Origin of the sequence: Nostoc sp. UIC 10607 (assembly GCF_047228265.1) — a bacterium.
In the GTDB taxonomy this organism is placed as follows: Bacteria; Cyanobacteriota; Cyanobacteriia; order Cyanobacteriales; family Nostocaceae; genus Nostoc; species Nostoc foliaceum_A.
This window is the reverse complement of sequence record NZ_JBIQNW010000090.1, coordinates 1-17,600: the sequence shown is the minus strand read 5'-3', so window position 1 is coordinate 17,600 and position 17,600 is coordinate 1. Positions and strand designations below refer to the sequence as shown.

Sequence of the window (17,600 nt, the reverse complement as noted above, 5' to 3'; positions counted from 1 at the left end):
ATCGACAGAGTAAGACTTCATTTAAAAGTATTTATATTTTAATCTAGTGTACCTCATAATAGACGCAAGTGCTGTAATAGGATCTCATGGCAAGCTGGTGATTATAGTACCCGGTGTCCCGATGGAAACGACTGGCTTAGCCGATGCGATCCACGGATTACAGGTGCATGGGTAGCTAAGGGCATGATTGGCTTCATGTGGTCAGCTAACGGGATGGGTAATTCTCGCCCGTTCCCCTACGTAAGGGTTGTTCGGCTCGACGAGAACTCAAAAAACATCATTGACGAACCAGACATCTGGAACCCAAACCACGCATTCGCTTATCCGGACGCCTGCCCCAACGACCAAGGCATTGTTGATATCGCCCTCTTCCGGGGCGGCGGGAACCGACATCCTGGTCAATACAACAACCCAAAATTTTAACATCATAGTTCCTGCTCCTAATGGCAGTAATTATGATGTGAAACTAACCTAATTTGTCCGCAATACATAAGCAAAAGGAAGTGAAGTTATGCCAGGTCCCTATCTTGCCCCCGGTGTTTATGTTGAAGAAGTTCCTCCCCTTGCTCGTCCCATTGCTGGAGTTGGGACAAGTACCGCAGGTTTTATTGGAGTAATACCAGATAACTTCATAATTTCTCTGGAATCAGTATCTAAAAAGACTATTGATGTTGGAGATGGAAGTAAGACGAGTTTCAACTTACCACAATCGGATTATCCTGTTGATACAACTACTGGGAAATTTACAATACGAGTAAATGGTAATCTCGTAACTGACGCAACTCTTACGAATGATGATGCAAATCGGATTTCAAAAGTAGACCTAACTTCTGCTCCTGGAGCAGGGCAGAAAATTGAAGGTGATTATATAATTACTCGAAAAATAGTAGTCGGTGCTGGTGAGCCTAAGCTATGTACATCCTTCGACGATTACAAGAAATATTTTGGAGACTTCTCAGCAACAGATTCAAAGCAAAATACCCTAACCCATGCGGTCTATGGATTCTTTAATAACGGCGGTTCCCGTTGTTATGTGGTGAGAGCTAAACAAGATAGTGACATTAGAGATGATTTCCTAGCAAGAAGTTTTGAACCTATTGACGAGATTGCTATTGTTGCAGCCCCAGGGCTGATCGATTCAGGAATTCGCAGCGCACTTGTAACTCATTGTGCAGTCAAAACCAAAGATCGAATTGCGGTTTTAGATTGTCCAGAGTTAATTGAAAATACTGGGCAACTAGACTTGACTAAATTAAATCCTTTATCTGCTAACAATATATTGCCTGATAAGTCAGATTATGCCGCTTTTTATTTCCCGTGGATTCAAGTTTTTGACTCTGCGACTAAGGCTCAAAATCCAACAGGTGATGGGCTGAAATATGTTCCACCCGGCGGACATATTGCTGGAATATATGCCCGAGTAGACAAAGAACGAGGCGTTTTCAAAGCACCTGCTAATGAGCCTATATATGGTGCGCTGGGATTGAAATACAATATTAGTCAAGCGCAACAGGAAGGACTGAACCCTCAGGGTGTAAATGTAATTCGTTCTTTAAATGGCAATATCCGAGTTTGGGGAGCAAGAACAATTCGTGGAGATGCAAATGGCGAGTACAAATATATCAGCACTCGTCGCCTGTATAACTTCTTGCGTGAATCCATCGATCAGGGAACTCAATTTGCCGTATTTGAGCCGAACAGCCCTGCATTATGGCAACGTATAACCCGCAATGTGAGCGATTTCCTATTGGGACAATGGCGGGATGGAGCATTGTTTGGAGATACTCCTAAGCAGGCTTTCTTTGTGCGTTGCAATGCAGAGACAAACCCATCGGATGTGCGAGAGCGAGGAGAAGTCGTCACAGAAATTGGTGTGGCCATTGTTAAGCCAGCCGAGTTTGTTGTCTTCCGAATTCAACAAATAACTGGGGGTTAGTTTATCAAAATTTTCTGATCGAGCGTCAAAATGAGGAACAGCTATGCCGAGATCCAATCCTTATAAAAACTTTCGTTTTCTAGTCGAAATTGATGGAATTACTCAAGCCGGCTTTACCGAATGTAGTGGTTTTGGTTCCAATGTAGAGGTGATTGAATATCGTGAAGGTGGCGATTCTACTACGGTATACAAACTGCCTGGGAAGTCGAGCTATCCTGACCTGATGCTGAAATGGGGATTGACTGACTCGCGCGATCTATACGATTGGCACTTGTCAGCTATCAATGGACAAATTCAACGAAAGAATGGCTCCATTATTGTGCTAGATGATATAGGTATTGAGAAAATACGGTGGAACTTCTTTGGTGCTTGGCCCAGCAAGTATGATGCACCAGATTTGAGCGCCAAAGGAAATGATGTAGCTATTGATAACTTGACCATTAGTTGTGAAAGATTGGAGCGGGCATAAGACACATTACGTCTTAGTGTAAGGAAACAACCAATGCTACAGACAGAATTTGAGTTTATCCTCCCTAAAGGCTATGTGGATCAAGAAGGAAATTTACATCGTCGGGGTGTGATGCGGTTGGCTACAGCCGCTGATGAAATTTTGCCGTTGAAAGACCCACGAGTGCAGTCGAATTCGGCCTATTTAGTGATTATTTTGTTGTCACGAGTGATTACCAGTCTAGGTTCGCTGGAAGTTATTAATCCCAAAATTATTGAATGCTTATTTGCATCGGACTTAAATTATTTACAGAAGTTTTACAACCGTGTTAATGAAAACGGAACGCGATCGCTCAAGATGATTTGTCCCCACTGTCAACAAGCTTTTGAAGCGGCACCTGAAACGCTGGGGGAATTCTCTGCTACCCCTTGAATCTGCTCCGTCAGGAGGTAGCCTATATCGCCTTTCATCTGCACTGGTCTTATGAACAGCTCATGAATATGGAACATCGGGAGCGACGAGAATGGGTGCAAGAAATCTCTAGGTTGATAGCAAGTAAACAGTCAGGGATAAGGTAAAAATTATGTCAAATCAAGATGCAGAAGATTTATCACAGGATCTCGCTGATTTCCTCTCTCATCGTTTAAGGCGACAGTTTGCTCTAGCATTGGAACAGCGGCGAATCCTGAATCAGCAACAACTACAGTTTGCCAAAGCCTTGCAAACCAAACATCTTGCAGATGAAAAAACGGAATCCTCGACCGCAACTGTAAGAGGATTTGTTCAAACAATTGGAGCAAGGGGCTGGATGCCGAAGCGATCATTCCAGGATAATCCCCTAAAGTTTGCCAGGGCTAAGCCGCTTGAGTTGACCTATCAGTCCTTGGAATTGGCTTCAACGGATGCAGCCGCCCCTAATGTATCGCTTGACCTTTCCCCTGAAGTTGCAAAAGCCAAGTCTTTAGATCCAGCAATCAGATATAGCAGCAAATCATTAACAGGTGTTACACACTCTAATTCCTTGAACTCCCCAATCGTATCTAGCAATAAATCAATAAACGAAATCAAGGAGCTGGAGTTGAAAGTCAATCAAAGCAATTTTCAGATTCTAGAATCGTCGGTTCAAGGGTTTTTGTCTCGTATTTTAAACATCCGTGTTCCTGGTGTTAGAGTTTATGCCAACACCCTATCTGACTCGCTAGTCCAAAAATATCATGCGGATGCTCTCACCTATCCCGATAAGATTTTGTTTCGGATCGGCAAGTACGATCCCCGTAAGATGATGGAATTAGCTCTGTTAGGGCACGAAGTGACGCATTTAGAACAATTCAGGCGGCAAGATATGTTGTCTACCTCGGAAAATTCTGCGATCGCAGAAACAGAGGCACTCGCCAACGAACGCAAGGTCTTTCGCTACATTTCAGCGCAACAAGGGTATCCAGAACACACAAAATCAGTTGGATTTAACCCTGACGTTGATAGTTTTATGGACAGTTCACTAAGGACACCGCAACCCCCTATCCCACAGGTAAGGGACATTGCCCAGTCTTCACCAATGCCAAAGGCTGCCCTCAGCGAGAGAGACATTGGTTTGCCTCCCTTTACTCCGCAGTTGACGAACTCTGTTGCCCCACCGTCAGAACTGCAACTGAAGTTGATTAAAGACGAAGTTTATCAAGATTTAAGGCAATGCTTGCGGACAGAATTTGAACGTGGGAGTTAGAACAAATGGCACTGGAAAAAGCAACTATTCGGAACCTGCAAACGGGTGAAGCTATCTCGGTTAGGTTTAACCCAGGAGAATATTCCTTGGATGTGAGTAACTCTTTTGCCGAAATTGGCATTCCAGGGCTGCGAACCCCGCCGATTCAGTACATTAGAGGCAATGCCCGTACCCTAAAGATGGAGTTGTTTTTCGACTCGTTTGAGCAGGAAGTTGATGTTCGAGCCCAGACTCAACGCCTGACAACCTTACTCAATCAAGATCGTCGCACCCAAGCCCCTCCCATTTTGCTCTTTTCGTGGGGAAGCTTTAATTTTAAGTGTGTCTTAGAGAGTGTAGGACAGCGCTTCACTATGTTTCTGAGAGATGGAACACCTGCACGAGCTACACTTACAGTTACCTTCAGGGAATATGAAGAGGTTAATTTTGAGATCCAGCGCGGTTTCTTGATCGGCTCACCCACAGTTAAAAACATTGTTGAGGGAAATACGCTCAGCAAACTGGCTGGTGAGACAATCGGGAATCCGGAAGACTGGCGTAGGTTAGCTGAGGCAAATAATATTGAGAATCCGCGAAAGCTCAGGGCAGGAAGCTCAATCATCATTCCCGATTCCAGAACGCAAGGGAGGTGAAAGCGTCATATGCAGTCGTTCTACGTTCCAGATTTTGTCGTCAAGATTCAGGGGTTAACCCTGGAAGCTGATGTGACTCGTGCCATTCTCGATCTCACCTACGACAACAATATTGAAACTGCCGACATGTTTACGCTACGGCTAAATAATGCCAATCAGCAATTTACGGACTCTGCGTTATTCGATGTTGGTAAAACTGTCGAATTATACATGGGATATGTCAACGATCTACAGCCCATGATGCTAGGGGAGATTGTTGCCATCAGTCCATCGTTTCCTCAGAGTGGTGCCCCTGCCCTGACGCTTACGGCTTACGACAAGTCCCACCGGCTGCGACACAATACTCCTCAACGCACTACGTTCAAATTCATGAACGATAGCTTAATCGCTGCTCAGATCGCTGCTGAAAATTTGCTAATTCCAGTGGTCGATCCAGCTCCGATGCCGCCTCGTTGTTCTGTGCAGCAAGGTGGCAGCGATTGGACGCTTCTGAAGGAAATGGCAGACCGTAATTTCTTCCAGGTGTTTGTGCATTGGGATAAGCTCTACTTTCGCTTTCCGCGTCCCCAAACTGAACTGGTGGTTTTGGAGTGGGGCAAAAACTTAATCAGCTTCAATCCTCGACTCTCAACCTCTAGACAGGTTGGCATTCAAGAAATTCGGGGTTACAACCAGGAGTTAGCCCAGCAGATTGTAGCAATCCTACCGGTGATCGCTCTTGGGAACGACCTGGATAATCTGATTGAACAGCTAGGTAGTACTTTTGTCGAGCAGCTTGTTAGTTTTGGTAAACGGGTCATTCATCAACCGAACCTGGAGAATCCGATTGAGGCGGCTGTTTTAGCCAAATCTGTGTTAAAGCAACTCCTCCAGGGACTTTATGAAGGCTCTGGCAGTTGTATGGGATTACCCACCCTCCGAGCAGGTGACATGATTGAGATCCGGGGCGTAGGCAAACGATTTAGTGGAAAATACACCCTGAGCAGGGTCACTCATACTATCAACCAGGGCGGCTATTTGACTCAGTTTGAAGTGTCGCAACAGTATCATACAAATCTCCTGCAAAGTTTACGCAATAATATTGCTGAAACACCTTCACCGAATCGGCAGGAAAGTATCAGAGGGGTAGTTGTTGGTGAAGTAAAGAATAATCTCGATCCCCAAGGCTTGGGACGGGTACAGATTTCATTGCCTCATCTCTGTGACGCGAACCTAAGCTGTTGGGCGGCGATCGCTACTCTGGATAAGGGAACTTATTTTTTGCCTGATGTGGGGGATCAGGTTTTAGTAGCATTTGATCGAGGTGACATCAATAAGCCTTATGTACTGGGAGCTTTGTGGAATATTACCAATAATCCCCCAGATCGGAATGCAGGCATGAATGAGAAAAAAGTTATTAGAACCAAATCGGGAATGCAAATTTTGCTAGATGAGACACCCGGAAATGAGAAGTTGGTCTTACAAGATAAGTCAGGGTCAGCTATTACAATGGCTTCTTCGAGTGGAAATATTATCATCGAAGCAAAAGGAGATGTAGTGATTAAGTCAGGACCAGGCCAAAAAATTGATTTGAATCCTTAGGAGACTTAATATGTCACAAAAAGCTGCAACTCAAGGAGACAAAGTTATTTCAGATGCTACAAACCAAAGTAAAGTCTGGGTTCAACCTCCTGGTTCTCCACCTCCTAATCCTGTTACTGTTCCTTTCCGTTATGAAGGTTTAATCAGGCAGCAGCTTAGCCAAAACGTCCGAGCAATGGGCCAATTTATAGCTGTAGTTGGCAGTAATGCAACTAATTCTATACCACCTGCAAGCCAAACTGATGTTACGAGTGTGGGGACAATACTAACATCAGTAATTAATAACACTGGAACGATCGCTCAAGGCAGTTCAAGTGTCTTTATTAATGGCAAACCTGCCGCTCGGCATAATGACACGGCAAAAACGTGGGATTACAGTACTCCTCCATCTCCAGGAACAGCCCAAGAAATTTTCAATGCTAAAGTTAGCGTTGAAAAAGAGTGTACTGTTTTCATTGGTGGATAGGAGTAGGATTATGGCGACAGACTTTTTAGGTCAAGGTTTAGCCTTTCCACTGCGTAAAAATTCTCGCGGTGGTGTTGAAGTCTCGGATCAAGAACAAAAGATCAAAGAATCTATTTACATGATTTTAGGGACTCAGCAAGGTGAACGCTTAATGCGACCGACATTTGGTTGTAATCTAAAAAGCCTAATTTTTGCCCCTAATACAAAAGCAACGGCAAACTTGGCGCGTTTCTATGTTGAAGAATCTCTAAGAACTTGGGAACCTCGCATTATCGTGGAAGAGGTAAGTGTAAGGAATGATTACATTACAGATCAAAATAATCGGGAAGAACGTGATACCAATGTTTTAAGTATTAGTATTCGCTACCGCATCAAGGCAACCTATGAGGTGCAAAACTTAGTTTATCCATTTTATTTAGAGCAGGCTTAGGGTGAGTTATGGCTAGAGGACGCATTGAACCCCCGAACTTAGACGATCGCACTTGGCGAGATATTGTTGAACAAGCCAAGGCTTTGATCCCAGTCTATGCCCCAGAATGGACAGATCATAATCCTAGCGATCTAGGTATTGCCTTGATTGAACTCTTTGCCTGGATTGTCGAAGGGATGATCTATCGGCTCAATCGCGTTCCAGAAAAGAATTATATTGAGTTTTTAAACCTTTTGGGTATTACTCGTGACCCAGTGATCCCTGCAACTACAGTTTTGACATTTCGCACTGCAAATAGTACTCCGGTTATTGTACCTGCAGGAAGCCAATACTCTACACTACCCACTGCAAATGAAGATGGAATTGTCTTTGAAACCGATCGAGAATTGACAGTCTTACCAATTAATCTAACTAATGTTTTGTTAATTCAGCAAAATAAATATAAAAACATCACCTCAAACATTGTAGATCAACCTTTATCAGGAATTACCATCACAATTCCTACAGGCGAACAAATTGTTGTTACCCTGGGATTCGATGCTCAAAGTACCGAACAACTCAATTTAATTTGTCGCTTTTCTCAAGCTATTAAAACAGGATTATCAGGCGTGCGGGCTAGCTGGATTTATCCCAATAATGAAACAGACTTACCTAGTAGTTGGAGTAAGAATCCTAGCATTGTTCAAAATGAGACTAATGGATTACAAAGAAATGGAATTGTGTCCCTAAAGCTTGAAACTGATTGGCAAAGTCAAAATCCTGAAGATTGGACGGGTATTACGGCAGATGGGAAGGCTATAAACCAAAAACACTATTGGTTAGGTCTTAAAGTTGAAAACTCTTCAGATCAAACATTAACGCTTGGGTTTGAGTATATTCTGTTCAACTCTGTCCCAGCAACAAACGCTTTAACTGTGACTCAGATAGAAACATACATCAGTAATGGGAAGCCTTTTCAAACGTTTGAACTTAAAAATGCACCGTTATATAAGCAAACTGGTCTAAAAAATCCCTACGCTCATCTTGAGGTTCAAGTAAAAGAATCTCAACTGGGGGGAGGATTTGAGCCAGCGCGACGTTGGACTCAGGTTGAGGATTTTCCAGAAGGGGATATACCCTGTTACCAAGTGAATCCCGTAAGTGGCACCATTTACTTTGGAAATCGCCCTAAAGGTAGCCAGGTAGGAAATGGAAGAATTCCTCCTGATAGTAGTGAGATCGTGGTATTAAAATATCGCTATTTACCTGCTATCGGTTCTAAAGGCAATGTTACTGCTGACACTATTAAAGTTCCTCGCACACTCATAAGTGGTATTGCATCTTTCACAAATCCAGGAGCAGCAACTGGAGGAAGAGATGAGGAAGATATTGAGGAAACCAAACGACGTGCGTCCGATTTTCTGCGAAACCGCAACCGAGCTATCACTGTTGAGGACTATGAATATTTGGCGCGGGAACCATCAACTAAGGTAAAAAAAGTGCGGTGTTTACCACCTCGACAAATTGCAGATGGAGATCTTATTCCACCTGGAGCAGATTTGAAGGTAGGAGATCCCTGGATGTATGGCGGATTAAATCGATCTCTTGGAAATATTAATGTGATTATTATTCCAGATGCGACTCTCGAAAATTCTTATCCGATGCCTTCAGATGAGCTACTTCAAGAAGTATCTGATTACCTTGATGATCGTCGTCCTATCACAACGTCACTAGGGGTGATAGGTCCTCGGTATTTGCCAATCAGAGTTTTTGTTAGTGTTACAGTTTGGCAAAGTGCAATTGACCTTAAATTGACATCTACTGAGCAGGTGAAAGATGAAATCTTTAATAAAATCAGTAAGTTCCTGCACCCTCTTTGGGGTAATGTAGACGGTACAGGATGGGAGATCGGTCAAGAGATTGTAATTCCTGGTCTACTTGAATTTATTCGTCTTAATTCTGATATTGGCTTTATCTCTGATTTAAAGCTGCAAGCAGCGATCCCCTTATATCAGCCTCTAGCTCTAGGTCGGCCGATCAATGCTTCAACACCGGGAATTTGGGTGCAATTAGCAGATTATGAAATGATCTGTAATGGTTCTAACAAGGGCGATATTACAATAACAACATTGGCTAGATAAGCTGGGATAAAGAATGCCTATGCTGGGAATTAGCAGTTACGTCAATTATCTTCCTCCTACTCTATGGTCAGAGGAAAACGATCCATCACAGTTCCTAGGACGAATGCTTTTCATTTATGAAAAAATTCTAACAGGAATTGATGGCGATGAAACTCCCATCACTTATAAAGACGACGCTTTAACTGTAGCGCTAGATATTCGTATAGTAAGAGTCGAATCAACAATTGTTAGTGCCCAATCAAAAAGAATTACGATCGCCAGTGCTGCCGATGCAGGTCGTTTTCGTACTGGCGATATTGTAGCAATTGATGGAGCCTCAGAGCGAATACAAATCGCTTGGGTTGAAGAAGATGTAATTATTCCTATAACTCCTTTAACCGATCCTGCTGGTCTTGCAGGAAGCAAGATTCGCATCGCTGATTTAGCTCCAGGGCAGACTACCTTTAGAGTAGATAACAAAACCGGGCTAGAGCGGGGAACAACAATCGAGATCATTCAAGAAACAAAGCGTGAAGATGCTATTGTCGCTCAGCTCATCGATGATTTTGTCATTCTCAACACTGCATTGAAGAATAGTTATGGGATGGCTCTGACTGACTTACCAATCACTTTAGGAAGAGGTCAACGCCAATATAAATCCTTAGAAGCTACGCTAGATCAGATTTCCCAGCTTTTTAATCCTTGGTGTTCTCCTACTGAATTCTTGCCTTGGTTAGCCTCATGGGTGTCGCTAGAACTGCAACCAAATTGGAGCGAATATGGACAGCGGAAGTTCATCTCTAAAATTGTTCAAATTTATCAGCAACGGGGATTGAAGAAAGGATTGTTAGCCTATCTAAACTTATATGCTACTAAGGCAAAACCTCGGATTGTGCTTGATGAAGGAGAAGCTATATTTCGCACTACCTTTTTAGAAGATGGCTCAGCACAGTTACATACTGTGGCATATACAACTACCGTTACATTTCCAAAAGCTGATGGGCGCCCTGAAAACCATGTAATCACGGCTCTGATTCATCCGACAGCGATCGCTGTAGATAGTAAAAATAATTATATTGTTGCTGATAAAGGTAGTGATTTAGAACGAGATAGAGCGGGACAAACTATACCTCCTGCCTTATGGGCAGTTACTAGCAATGGGGAATTGAATTATCAAATTTCTACTGTTCCTCCTCGTTTGCCAAGCCCACAACCTATTCATTCAGGCCCCCCTTTAGTTTTTCCTACAGCAGTAACGGTAGATAGCCGAGATCAATATAGTGTTCTAGATATCAACAATGGCATCCCAAAAATCTATCGCTTTTTACTCCCTAACTATAATTACGCAAGCTCGAATGATATAGATATATCTTCTCCATCTCCTGCAGTTCCTATCCCTGTTGGCTATCCTGTCGATATGATTCTAAATGGGACTGAGCAATTTGTTGTTTTAGACCGAGGTGATGATCCTAATCTCAATCCTGTTGCTGCAACCAAAATTGTAATTGTCGATGACAGCCCAATAGAGTCTCATTCTTTAGCTGATGTTATTGAGCCATTGGCCATAACCTCTGATTCAATGGGAAGGTATATCGTAGCTGATGCTAGAGAACCTAAAAGTGGTGCTCTTACAAATCCTCGCCCTGCTGACTTAGTTCGAGTTGATCCCAATAATGGTTGGTCAACAATTTTACTACTAGAATCAGTGCCTCCAGAAAAAAATCCATTAATTTTTCCTACAGGCATCATCTTTGAAAGCCCACAGTCATTACTTGTCTGCGATACGGGAGCGCGGCTGCTACCTGTAGACAATAATAGTAGTAATCGGACTAAAGCCGAATCTCCGGCACTATATCGGGTCGATTTGTCTCAAAACCCACCTAGTATTACTAAGATTTCAAATGAAACTAGATTGGTCAATCCTACCAAAATAGTCTTTGACCGTCGTAAAAAACTAATTATTACCGACCAAGGGGAGTGGAATGATGAATCAAAGCGAGAGTGGCGAAATCGAGCCCAGGAGTTTGGTGTGACTATCTTATTTTCACAGGAACGATTTACACCAACTAATGAGATGAATCGAATTCGAAAGGACATTGAAAAAATAATTGAAAATCAGAAACCTGCACAAACCTCTTGGGTTAGAGATTTCTAACCTTGATTTTTTATAGGAGAGAACAATGTCATACGAATCAACGAAAAGGAACCGGTATTTTGAGCCTCCTCCTGCTGGTAACGACTTTCCTGATACTAATCGTCATCATTGGCAGGACTTTAACGACTATCATGCGCCAAATGCACGTATGCATCATGCCAATCTACACGATTGGGGAATTGCGAGAGGTTTAGGAGCCACTGGCACGATTGGTAGCCCTAGCATAACAATTGAACCTGGAGTCGCTATTGACAAGCAGGGAAGATTGTTTGCCTTGGCAACGAATGGACGAGGTGATGTTCGCATCAATCAATCCGATAACGAGGTACAAAGCAATGTACCAGTTCAACTAAATATTGATTCTCGATTCAGTAGTCAAACTCTGTACCTAACAATTCAGTTCTCAGAGCGTTTGCGAGCGGAGGGTGGTACAGCTGGTGGACGATTTGAACAAGTACCCTGGATTCGCTTGCAACCTGTTACTGGAATAGGAGCATACGAAGATAACGGCACTTCGATTATTTTGGCAATTATTGTTGTCGATGCGACTGGCAAACTTGCAGAGCTTAAAGAAAAAGACCCTAACTTATCGTTTCGCCGTCGCTTGATTGGAGAAGAAATTGGAGAACTGCGTTTTCGCCGAGCTATAAAGGATGATGGCGGAGTTGAGGAAACTATTGATACAGTTCTTTTACCCGTTGACGGCAGTGGACTTCAGGCGAACATCTTGGGTCAACCAGCACTTCAACTCTTTGCCCGCGAACAGAAAAATACTTATCTAACTCTTATCAATCCCAACGGACAGCACGCAATTCAACTGGATACCACTAGTGGTGCGGGAAGTATTCTCATTAAAAATGCAGAGGATAAAGGCATTGGTGCTTTTCAATCCTCTGATGAGGGAGCGGGTTTACTTCGCCTTTATAACAAGACTGGCGAAAGAGCAACTATTGAACTATTCGCCAATGGTGGTGAAAGCGGAATAGTGATGCTCTTTGGTACTGATGGTAATGAAAAAGTTCGATTACACGAAAGTGGTATTACTACAGAAGGATATATTAGTTCAAGTTCAATTTTTGCCGATCAGTTCGGTTCTGTTAACACTAGCGGTTGGATTACCAAAACATTCTCAAACAATACTCCAGCAGTACAAACTGCTCTACTTCAAGGAGAAGCAGCAGGTTGGCTCGGACTATTCAACTCCAGTGGTCAACGTAATGCTACTTTGATCGGCGATGGAAGACTTATTCTAGGTGGTGAAGGAACTATAGGTTCTCTTGTATCTAATTTTGCAGATAGTAAAGCAGCAGTTCAAATTGATCGTCTTCAAGGAGATACAGCAGGTTGGCTTGGACTATTTGATTCCAGTGGCAATCGAAATACAACTCTGATTGGTGATGGAAGAATTATTTGTAAACAACTTTTTGCCGATCAATTCGGTTTTGTCAGTATACGCAATTCGGCTGGAAAAGAAGTAGTTTATATCGGTACTACTGTTAACAATGATGGGAACATTCTAGTTAACGACTCAGCAGGCAATCAAAAACTCTATCTTCAAGGGAATGGTGCAAAAAACTTTGTCATGGCTCACCCGCATGATGAAAACAAAAACATAATTTATGCGTGTATAGAAGGACCCGAAGCGGCTGCCTATATACGTGGAAAATCACGACTGGTAAATGGGCAAGCAGAAATTGAATTTCCAGAGCATTTTACCCTCGTAGTTAATTCGGAAACAATTACTATCCAATTAACTCCTCGTTCTGCTGATTCTAAAGGTTTAGCTGTTGTAGCTCAATCTGAACGTGGCTTCACTGTCAGAGAGTTATGGCAGGGCGAGGGTAACTACGAGTTTGACTATTTTGTCGCAGGAGTCCGTCAAGGAATGGAACACTTTACTCCAGTTGTCGATAAGGGCTGGACTGCTTTTGGCGAACCTATGGGAATGTCAGTTTCTGGAAGTCCTGCGGCTCCTCAAGCAGCTTCAATGGTTCAGGAAACGTCTCCTTCGACCTCTGCTCAACCGATCGAGCCTGTAAGTTCTCCTGCTCCCCAAAGTGTAATATTACAGAACGCAATACCAGAGCCACCAATACTGAGGTTTAGCTCCATACCTTCTCCATCGGCGATCAACTTTGAGGATAAAAAGCCATAATCCACTTAATTAATCCTATTTAATTATAGGATTAATGTAGAACTTCAATATAGGTTCATATTTAAATCTATATTTTCAAGGCTTGCCCCTTTGATATGTCCAAGCCAGAACTAATTCAACCATTGTTCTTGCCAAGAGGTGTCGCTGAACCTAGTGGCAAGATTGGATATGTTGCTAATGTGACTAGCGGTATTGATGCAATTGATTTAAGCAATGGTAGAACGCTTTGGACAACTAGCGAAGCGTCCTATCCTTTGTTGGCTACAACCAATTGGTTAGCAGCGCAAAAAATGTTACCTGAGCAATCCAATGCATTTGCGATCGCTAAGCTGGATACGGAGCGAAAAGGTAGCTTGCTCTTGCTGTCAGAGCCAATTGTTTTTCCCGACTGGGTATCTGTGCAACCACCTAACGATGAAGATTTTAGTTTCAAGGTTCATGCCTCTAAAGACGATCTTTTCTTAGATTGGCAAGCCCACAGTCGCTATCGAGGAGGAGCGAATCCACCAGCGTATATTTTACAGCAATCAACAAGAGAAGACAGGGGCACCGTTCGTGTTGATTTGAAGTCTGGGAAGGTTGAGATGCTTCCCTCAACAGAGCGCACGACTGTACAGCCAAAAGAGGCATCTATTGACGAGCAGTTTGGCTCTGCCTGGTGGATTGCTGGTCAAAACTTGGCTGTACTGGTGTGGGAGGAGTCTCAAGGGCAACAAGTGCTTCAACTGAGGAAGCGCGGCAGATCGGCTAACCACAGGGGTGAAAAGGTTGTCGAGCTAGCCAGAGGTAAGGCACTGGTTTCGTATGTTACTCCTGATGGATGCTACATTTTAGTGTATCCTGATGTGCCTAAGCAGCTACGTTCCGGTCAGAAACAACTTTGGTGGATATTTCCAGCCGAAACTGGACATCTTCTTGCAAAGTTAAATTATGAAGTTGGCACTCAAGCAGCATCAATTTTTAATTCTAAGATTTACTATCTCGTTAACAAAGAAGTTGATTCAACAGCTCAGGGTGTAACTTTATTGCGAAGTGTATTGAAAGCTAAAGATTTAAGTTCCGATAAGTTGCTTTGGGAACATCTTCTGCAAGAGCAGCCTACTCGAAATCCTCCACCATTACCACAATAATTAACAATAATTAAAGTTACACCAAGATGAATAATGTCGAGTAATTTACTTATTGAATACCCAGATTTTATGAAGCTATGTTTCACCTCTTTCATAGTAGTGACTTGAAAATATAATTGCTGTTTTTGGAAAAGGGTTATGGTTTACAGTAATTCTGAAAATTCAGTACCTCAAGAACAAGAATTGACTACTTGGCAGATAGAGCAGCTCCGCCTGACGCGAGGAATGAACGAACAGGATATTCGACAACTTCCTGAAGCAGTTTGGCGGCGAGTAATGCGTCGGTTGGAATACCCTGATTCAGCAAGAGAGAGAGCGGCTTTTCGGAGGCTAACCGAAGTTAATGAACAGGGAGTAATTCCTGCAAATGCTCTAGCCAATGCTTTAAATCAACTGAACGAGATCCGCACTCAACAGACAACGCCAGCTCCAATAGCTGGTATTCCAACAGGTTCGCAGGTTATTCCTCAGGCATTAGGTCAAACGCCTCCACCATCTCCACTAGCCGGACTTCAACAAAAAACCTGGATTCCACTAGGGCCTGGCAACATTGGGGGACGCACGCGATCAATCATCATCCATCCGACCAAACCTAATACGATATGGGCAGGTAGTGTGGGTGGAGGAATATGGCGAACTGATGATGGTGGAGAAAGTTGGAATCCTGTTGATGATCTTATGGCCAACCTAGCTGTGTGCTGTATGGTCATAGATCCTACCAATCCGAATATTATCTATGCCGGAACAGGTGAGGGATTTTTTGCGGTGGACAGCGTTCGGGGCGCGGGCATTTTCAGAACGGTTGACGGTGTGACCTGGCAGCAGTTACCCTCCACGACGGGTGACGAGTTTCAATGGGTCAATCGGCTCTCTCTCTCTGCTGATGGCAGCGTCTTGCTGGCTGTCGGACGTAATGGTATTTTTCGTAGTGACCATCCCAATAGAACAACTTGGACTCAGACACTACTGGGTGATATTGCAGATATTGACTTTCATCCTGCAGACAATAATCAGGCGATCGCGGGTAGCCGAGACAATGGGCGAGCTTACTACAGTACAGACGGTGGTTTAACTTGGCAAACGGCTACTGCCACTGAAATATGGGGGAATGGGCGAGTTGAAGTTACCTATGCGGCAGCAAATCCATCCATCGTCTATGCTTCTCTGCAAAGAAGACGAGGAGAAATTTGGCGCTCAACTGATGGTGGCAGGACGTATTCCAAGAGAGGCGGTCGAAGTGCTATTAATAGCCAACCCGTTTTTTATCTTGGAGACCAGGGCTGGTACGACAACGTCATCTGGGCTGGCGACCCAACTAATCCGAATTTTGTGCTTGTTGGAGGGATAGATCTCTGGAAAAGTCAAGACGGCGGAAATACGCTAAGCCAGATTAGTACCTGGTGGGCTTTTCCTGAGTCAGCCCATGCAGATCACCATTGCATCGTTGCACATCCTCAATTCGATGGCGCAGCTAATAGGGTTGTTTTCTTCGGTAATGATGGGGGTATCTACAAAACTAACGATGTTTATAACGTAGGCTATTCTCCAGATATGTCATTTGGTTCAGCAGCTTATAAAAGAGGCTGGATTGAACTCAACAACACTTTTGGGATCACCCAATTCTATGCTGGCGCAGCTAATTCACGCACAGGTGTGATCATTGGTGGGGCTCAAGACAACGGAACGTTATGTTTCACAGGAAATTCTGAGAAGTGGACAGAAATGTTTGGAGGCGATGGAGGCTGGTGTGCAGCAGATCCCATCGACGAGTGCTATTTTTATGGTGAATATGTATTCTTGAACATCCACCGAAGCAGCGATGGAGGGCAGAGTTCGGAATACATTAGTGGACAGTACTGGAATGGAAGTCAATGGACATGGAAAAATCCTCCCTATCGAATTGATGATGCCTACAATTCCAAGACGTTGTTTATTGCTCCCTTTATCTTGGATTCCAATAATCCTGGCAGAATCTTAGCGGGAGGTATGTCTCTCTGGCGCACTAACAATGCTAAGGCACCCAATACCAATACCAATAGCACAGGTCCAATGTGGTTAGCTATTAAAAGTGGTAGTGCTGTTAGTCAACCAATTAGTGCGATCGCTGTTGCCAGAGGTAATGACAACATAATTTGGGTAGGGCACGCTGATGGTGCTATATATAAATCGATGGATGGAGTAAGTTCTAATCCGAACTGGCAGAAAATCAACAGCAGCGTTCCAGGCGTTAGTCCACTCCCGATTAATCGATTTTGTACTCAGATTACAATTGACGCTCGTAACCACAATATTGTTTACATTACCTATGGGGGTTACAGCAGAGGCAATGTTTGGAAAACAACTGATGGAGGACTAACCTGGATAAATATTGGCAACTTATTACCTGAAGCCCCAGTGCGTGCTCTCACCATTCATCCTCAAAACTCTTATCTCGTCTACCTAGGTACTGAAGTTGGTGTATTTGCTAGTGAAGATGGTGGTGTAAGTTGGTCTCCTACCAACGAAGGACCAACCAATTGTTCTGTAGATGATCTGTTCTGGATGGGTGAAACTCTCATTGCTGCAACTCATGGCCGAGGTATGTTCAAAATAGATTTGAGCTAAACGATTGTCATAAGGGAATGGCACTAAGAAAAGCTCTAAGCTTTACACAACAAGGGCTACAGCTTTTAATGCTAGAGAGTGCAGTAATAGTAAAGTCTAGCGCTCGCCTCCGAAGAGATCATGTAAAGTTATCCTAAAAATTTTTGGAGGTAGAAAAAGCTTACCCCGGATTTCTCACAAAGCCTGAAAAAAGAAGAGTCAAAAACTGCCAAAATGACTAATATACCTGAATTCCAGCAGT

Annotated in this window: 14 protein-coding genes; all 14 read left to right on the top strand. The window is 43.4% G+C overall.

Features of this window, described 5'->3' with window-relative positions:
• The first annotated feature begins 511 nt into the window (after window positions 1–511).
• Window positions 512–1,936 (top strand): phage tail sheath family protein, encoded by a 1,425-nt coding sequence (locus tag ACEYW6_RS32985; protein ID WP_412983112.1) that lies wholly within the window; start codon window positions 512–514, stop codon window positions 1,934–1,936.
• 43 nt (window positions 1,937–1,979) lie between these two features.
• Window positions 1,980–2,405 (top strand): phage tail protein, encoded by a 426-nt coding sequence (locus tag ACEYW6_RS32980; protein ID WP_412983111.1) that lies wholly within the window; start codon window positions 1,980–1,982, stop codon window positions 2,403–2,405.
• 33 nt (window positions 2,406–2,438) lie between these two features.
• Complete coding sequence (locus ACEYW6_RS32975; protein WP_412983110.1) at window positions 2,439–2,816, top strand: phage tail assembly protein; 378 nt, start codon at window positions 2,439–2,441, stop codon at window positions 2,814–2,816.
• Window positions 2,813–2,962, top strand: a complete 150-nt coding sequence (locus ACEYW6_RS32970; RefSeq protein ID WP_412983109.1) for a DUF6760 family protein — start codon at window positions 2,813–2,815, stop codon at window positions 2,960–2,962. The genes ACEYW6_RS32975 and ACEYW6_RS32970 overlap by 4 nt, the downstream gene beginning before the upstream one ends.
• A 5-nt stretch (window positions 2,963–2,967) precedes the next feature.
• Window positions 2,968–4,107: a DUF4157 domain-containing protein gene (locus ACEYW6_RS32965; RefSeq protein WP_412983108.1), complete on the top strand. Its 1,140-nt coding sequence runs from the start codon at window positions 2,968–2,970 to the stop codon at window positions 4,105–4,107.
• Window positions 4,108–4,112: 5 nt separating this feature from the next.
• Window positions 4,113–4,739, top strand: coding sequence for a CIS tube protein (locus tag ACEYW6_RS32960; protein ID WP_412983107.1), 627 nt, complete (start codon window positions 4,113–4,115; stop codon window positions 4,737–4,739).
• 9 nt (window positions 4,740–4,748) lie between these two features.
• A complete protein-coding gene (locus ACEYW6_RS32955; RefSeq protein ID WP_412983106.1) occupies window positions 4,749–6,320 on the top strand; it encodes a phage baseplate assembly protein V in 1,572 nt (523 codons plus the stop codon).
• 10 nt (window positions 6,321–6,330) lie between these two features.
• Window positions 6,331–6,786: a PAAR domain-containing protein gene (locus ACEYW6_RS32950; protein ID WP_412983105.1), complete on the top strand. Its 456-nt coding sequence runs from the start codon at window positions 6,331–6,333 to the stop codon at window positions 6,784–6,786.
• A gap of 10 nt (window positions 6,787–6,796) precedes the next feature.
• Window positions 6,797–7,216: a GPW/gp25 family protein gene (locus ACEYW6_RS32945; protein WP_412983104.1), complete on the top strand. Its 420-nt coding sequence runs from the start codon at window positions 6,797–6,799 to the stop codon at window positions 7,214–7,216.
• Between the two features lie 8 nt (window positions 7,217–7,224).
• Window positions 7,225–9,336, top strand: coding sequence for a baseplate J/gp47 family protein (locus ACEYW6_RS32940; protein WP_412983103.1), 2,112 nt, complete (start codon window positions 7,225–7,227; stop codon window positions 9,334–9,336).
• 19 nt (window positions 9,337–9,355) lie between these two features.
• Entirely contained in the window at window positions 9,356–11,470 is a 2,115-nt protein-coding gene (locus ACEYW6_RS32935; protein WP_412983102.1) for a phage tail protein, read from the top strand.
• A gap of 25 nt (window positions 11,471–11,495) precedes the next feature.
• On the top strand, window positions 11,496–13,625 hold the full coding sequence (locus tag ACEYW6_RS32930; protein ID WP_412983101.1) for a hypothetical protein: 2,130 nt from the start codon (window positions 11,496–11,498) through the stop codon (window positions 13,623–13,625).
• Between the two features lie 95 nt (window positions 13,626–13,720).
• A complete protein-coding gene (locus tag ACEYW6_RS32925) occupies window positions 13,721–14,755 on the top strand; it encodes a hypothetical protein (protein WP_412983100.1) in 1,035 nt (344 codons plus the stop codon).
• A gap of 138 nt (window positions 14,756–14,893) precedes the next feature.
• Window positions 14,894–17,359: a WD40/YVTN/BNR-like repeat-containing protein gene (locus ACEYW6_RS32920; RefSeq protein WP_412983099.1), complete on the top strand. Its 2,466-nt coding sequence runs from the start codon at window positions 14,894–14,896 to the stop codon at window positions 17,357–17,359.
• The last annotated feature ends 241 nt before the right edge of the window (window positions 17,360–17,600 follow it).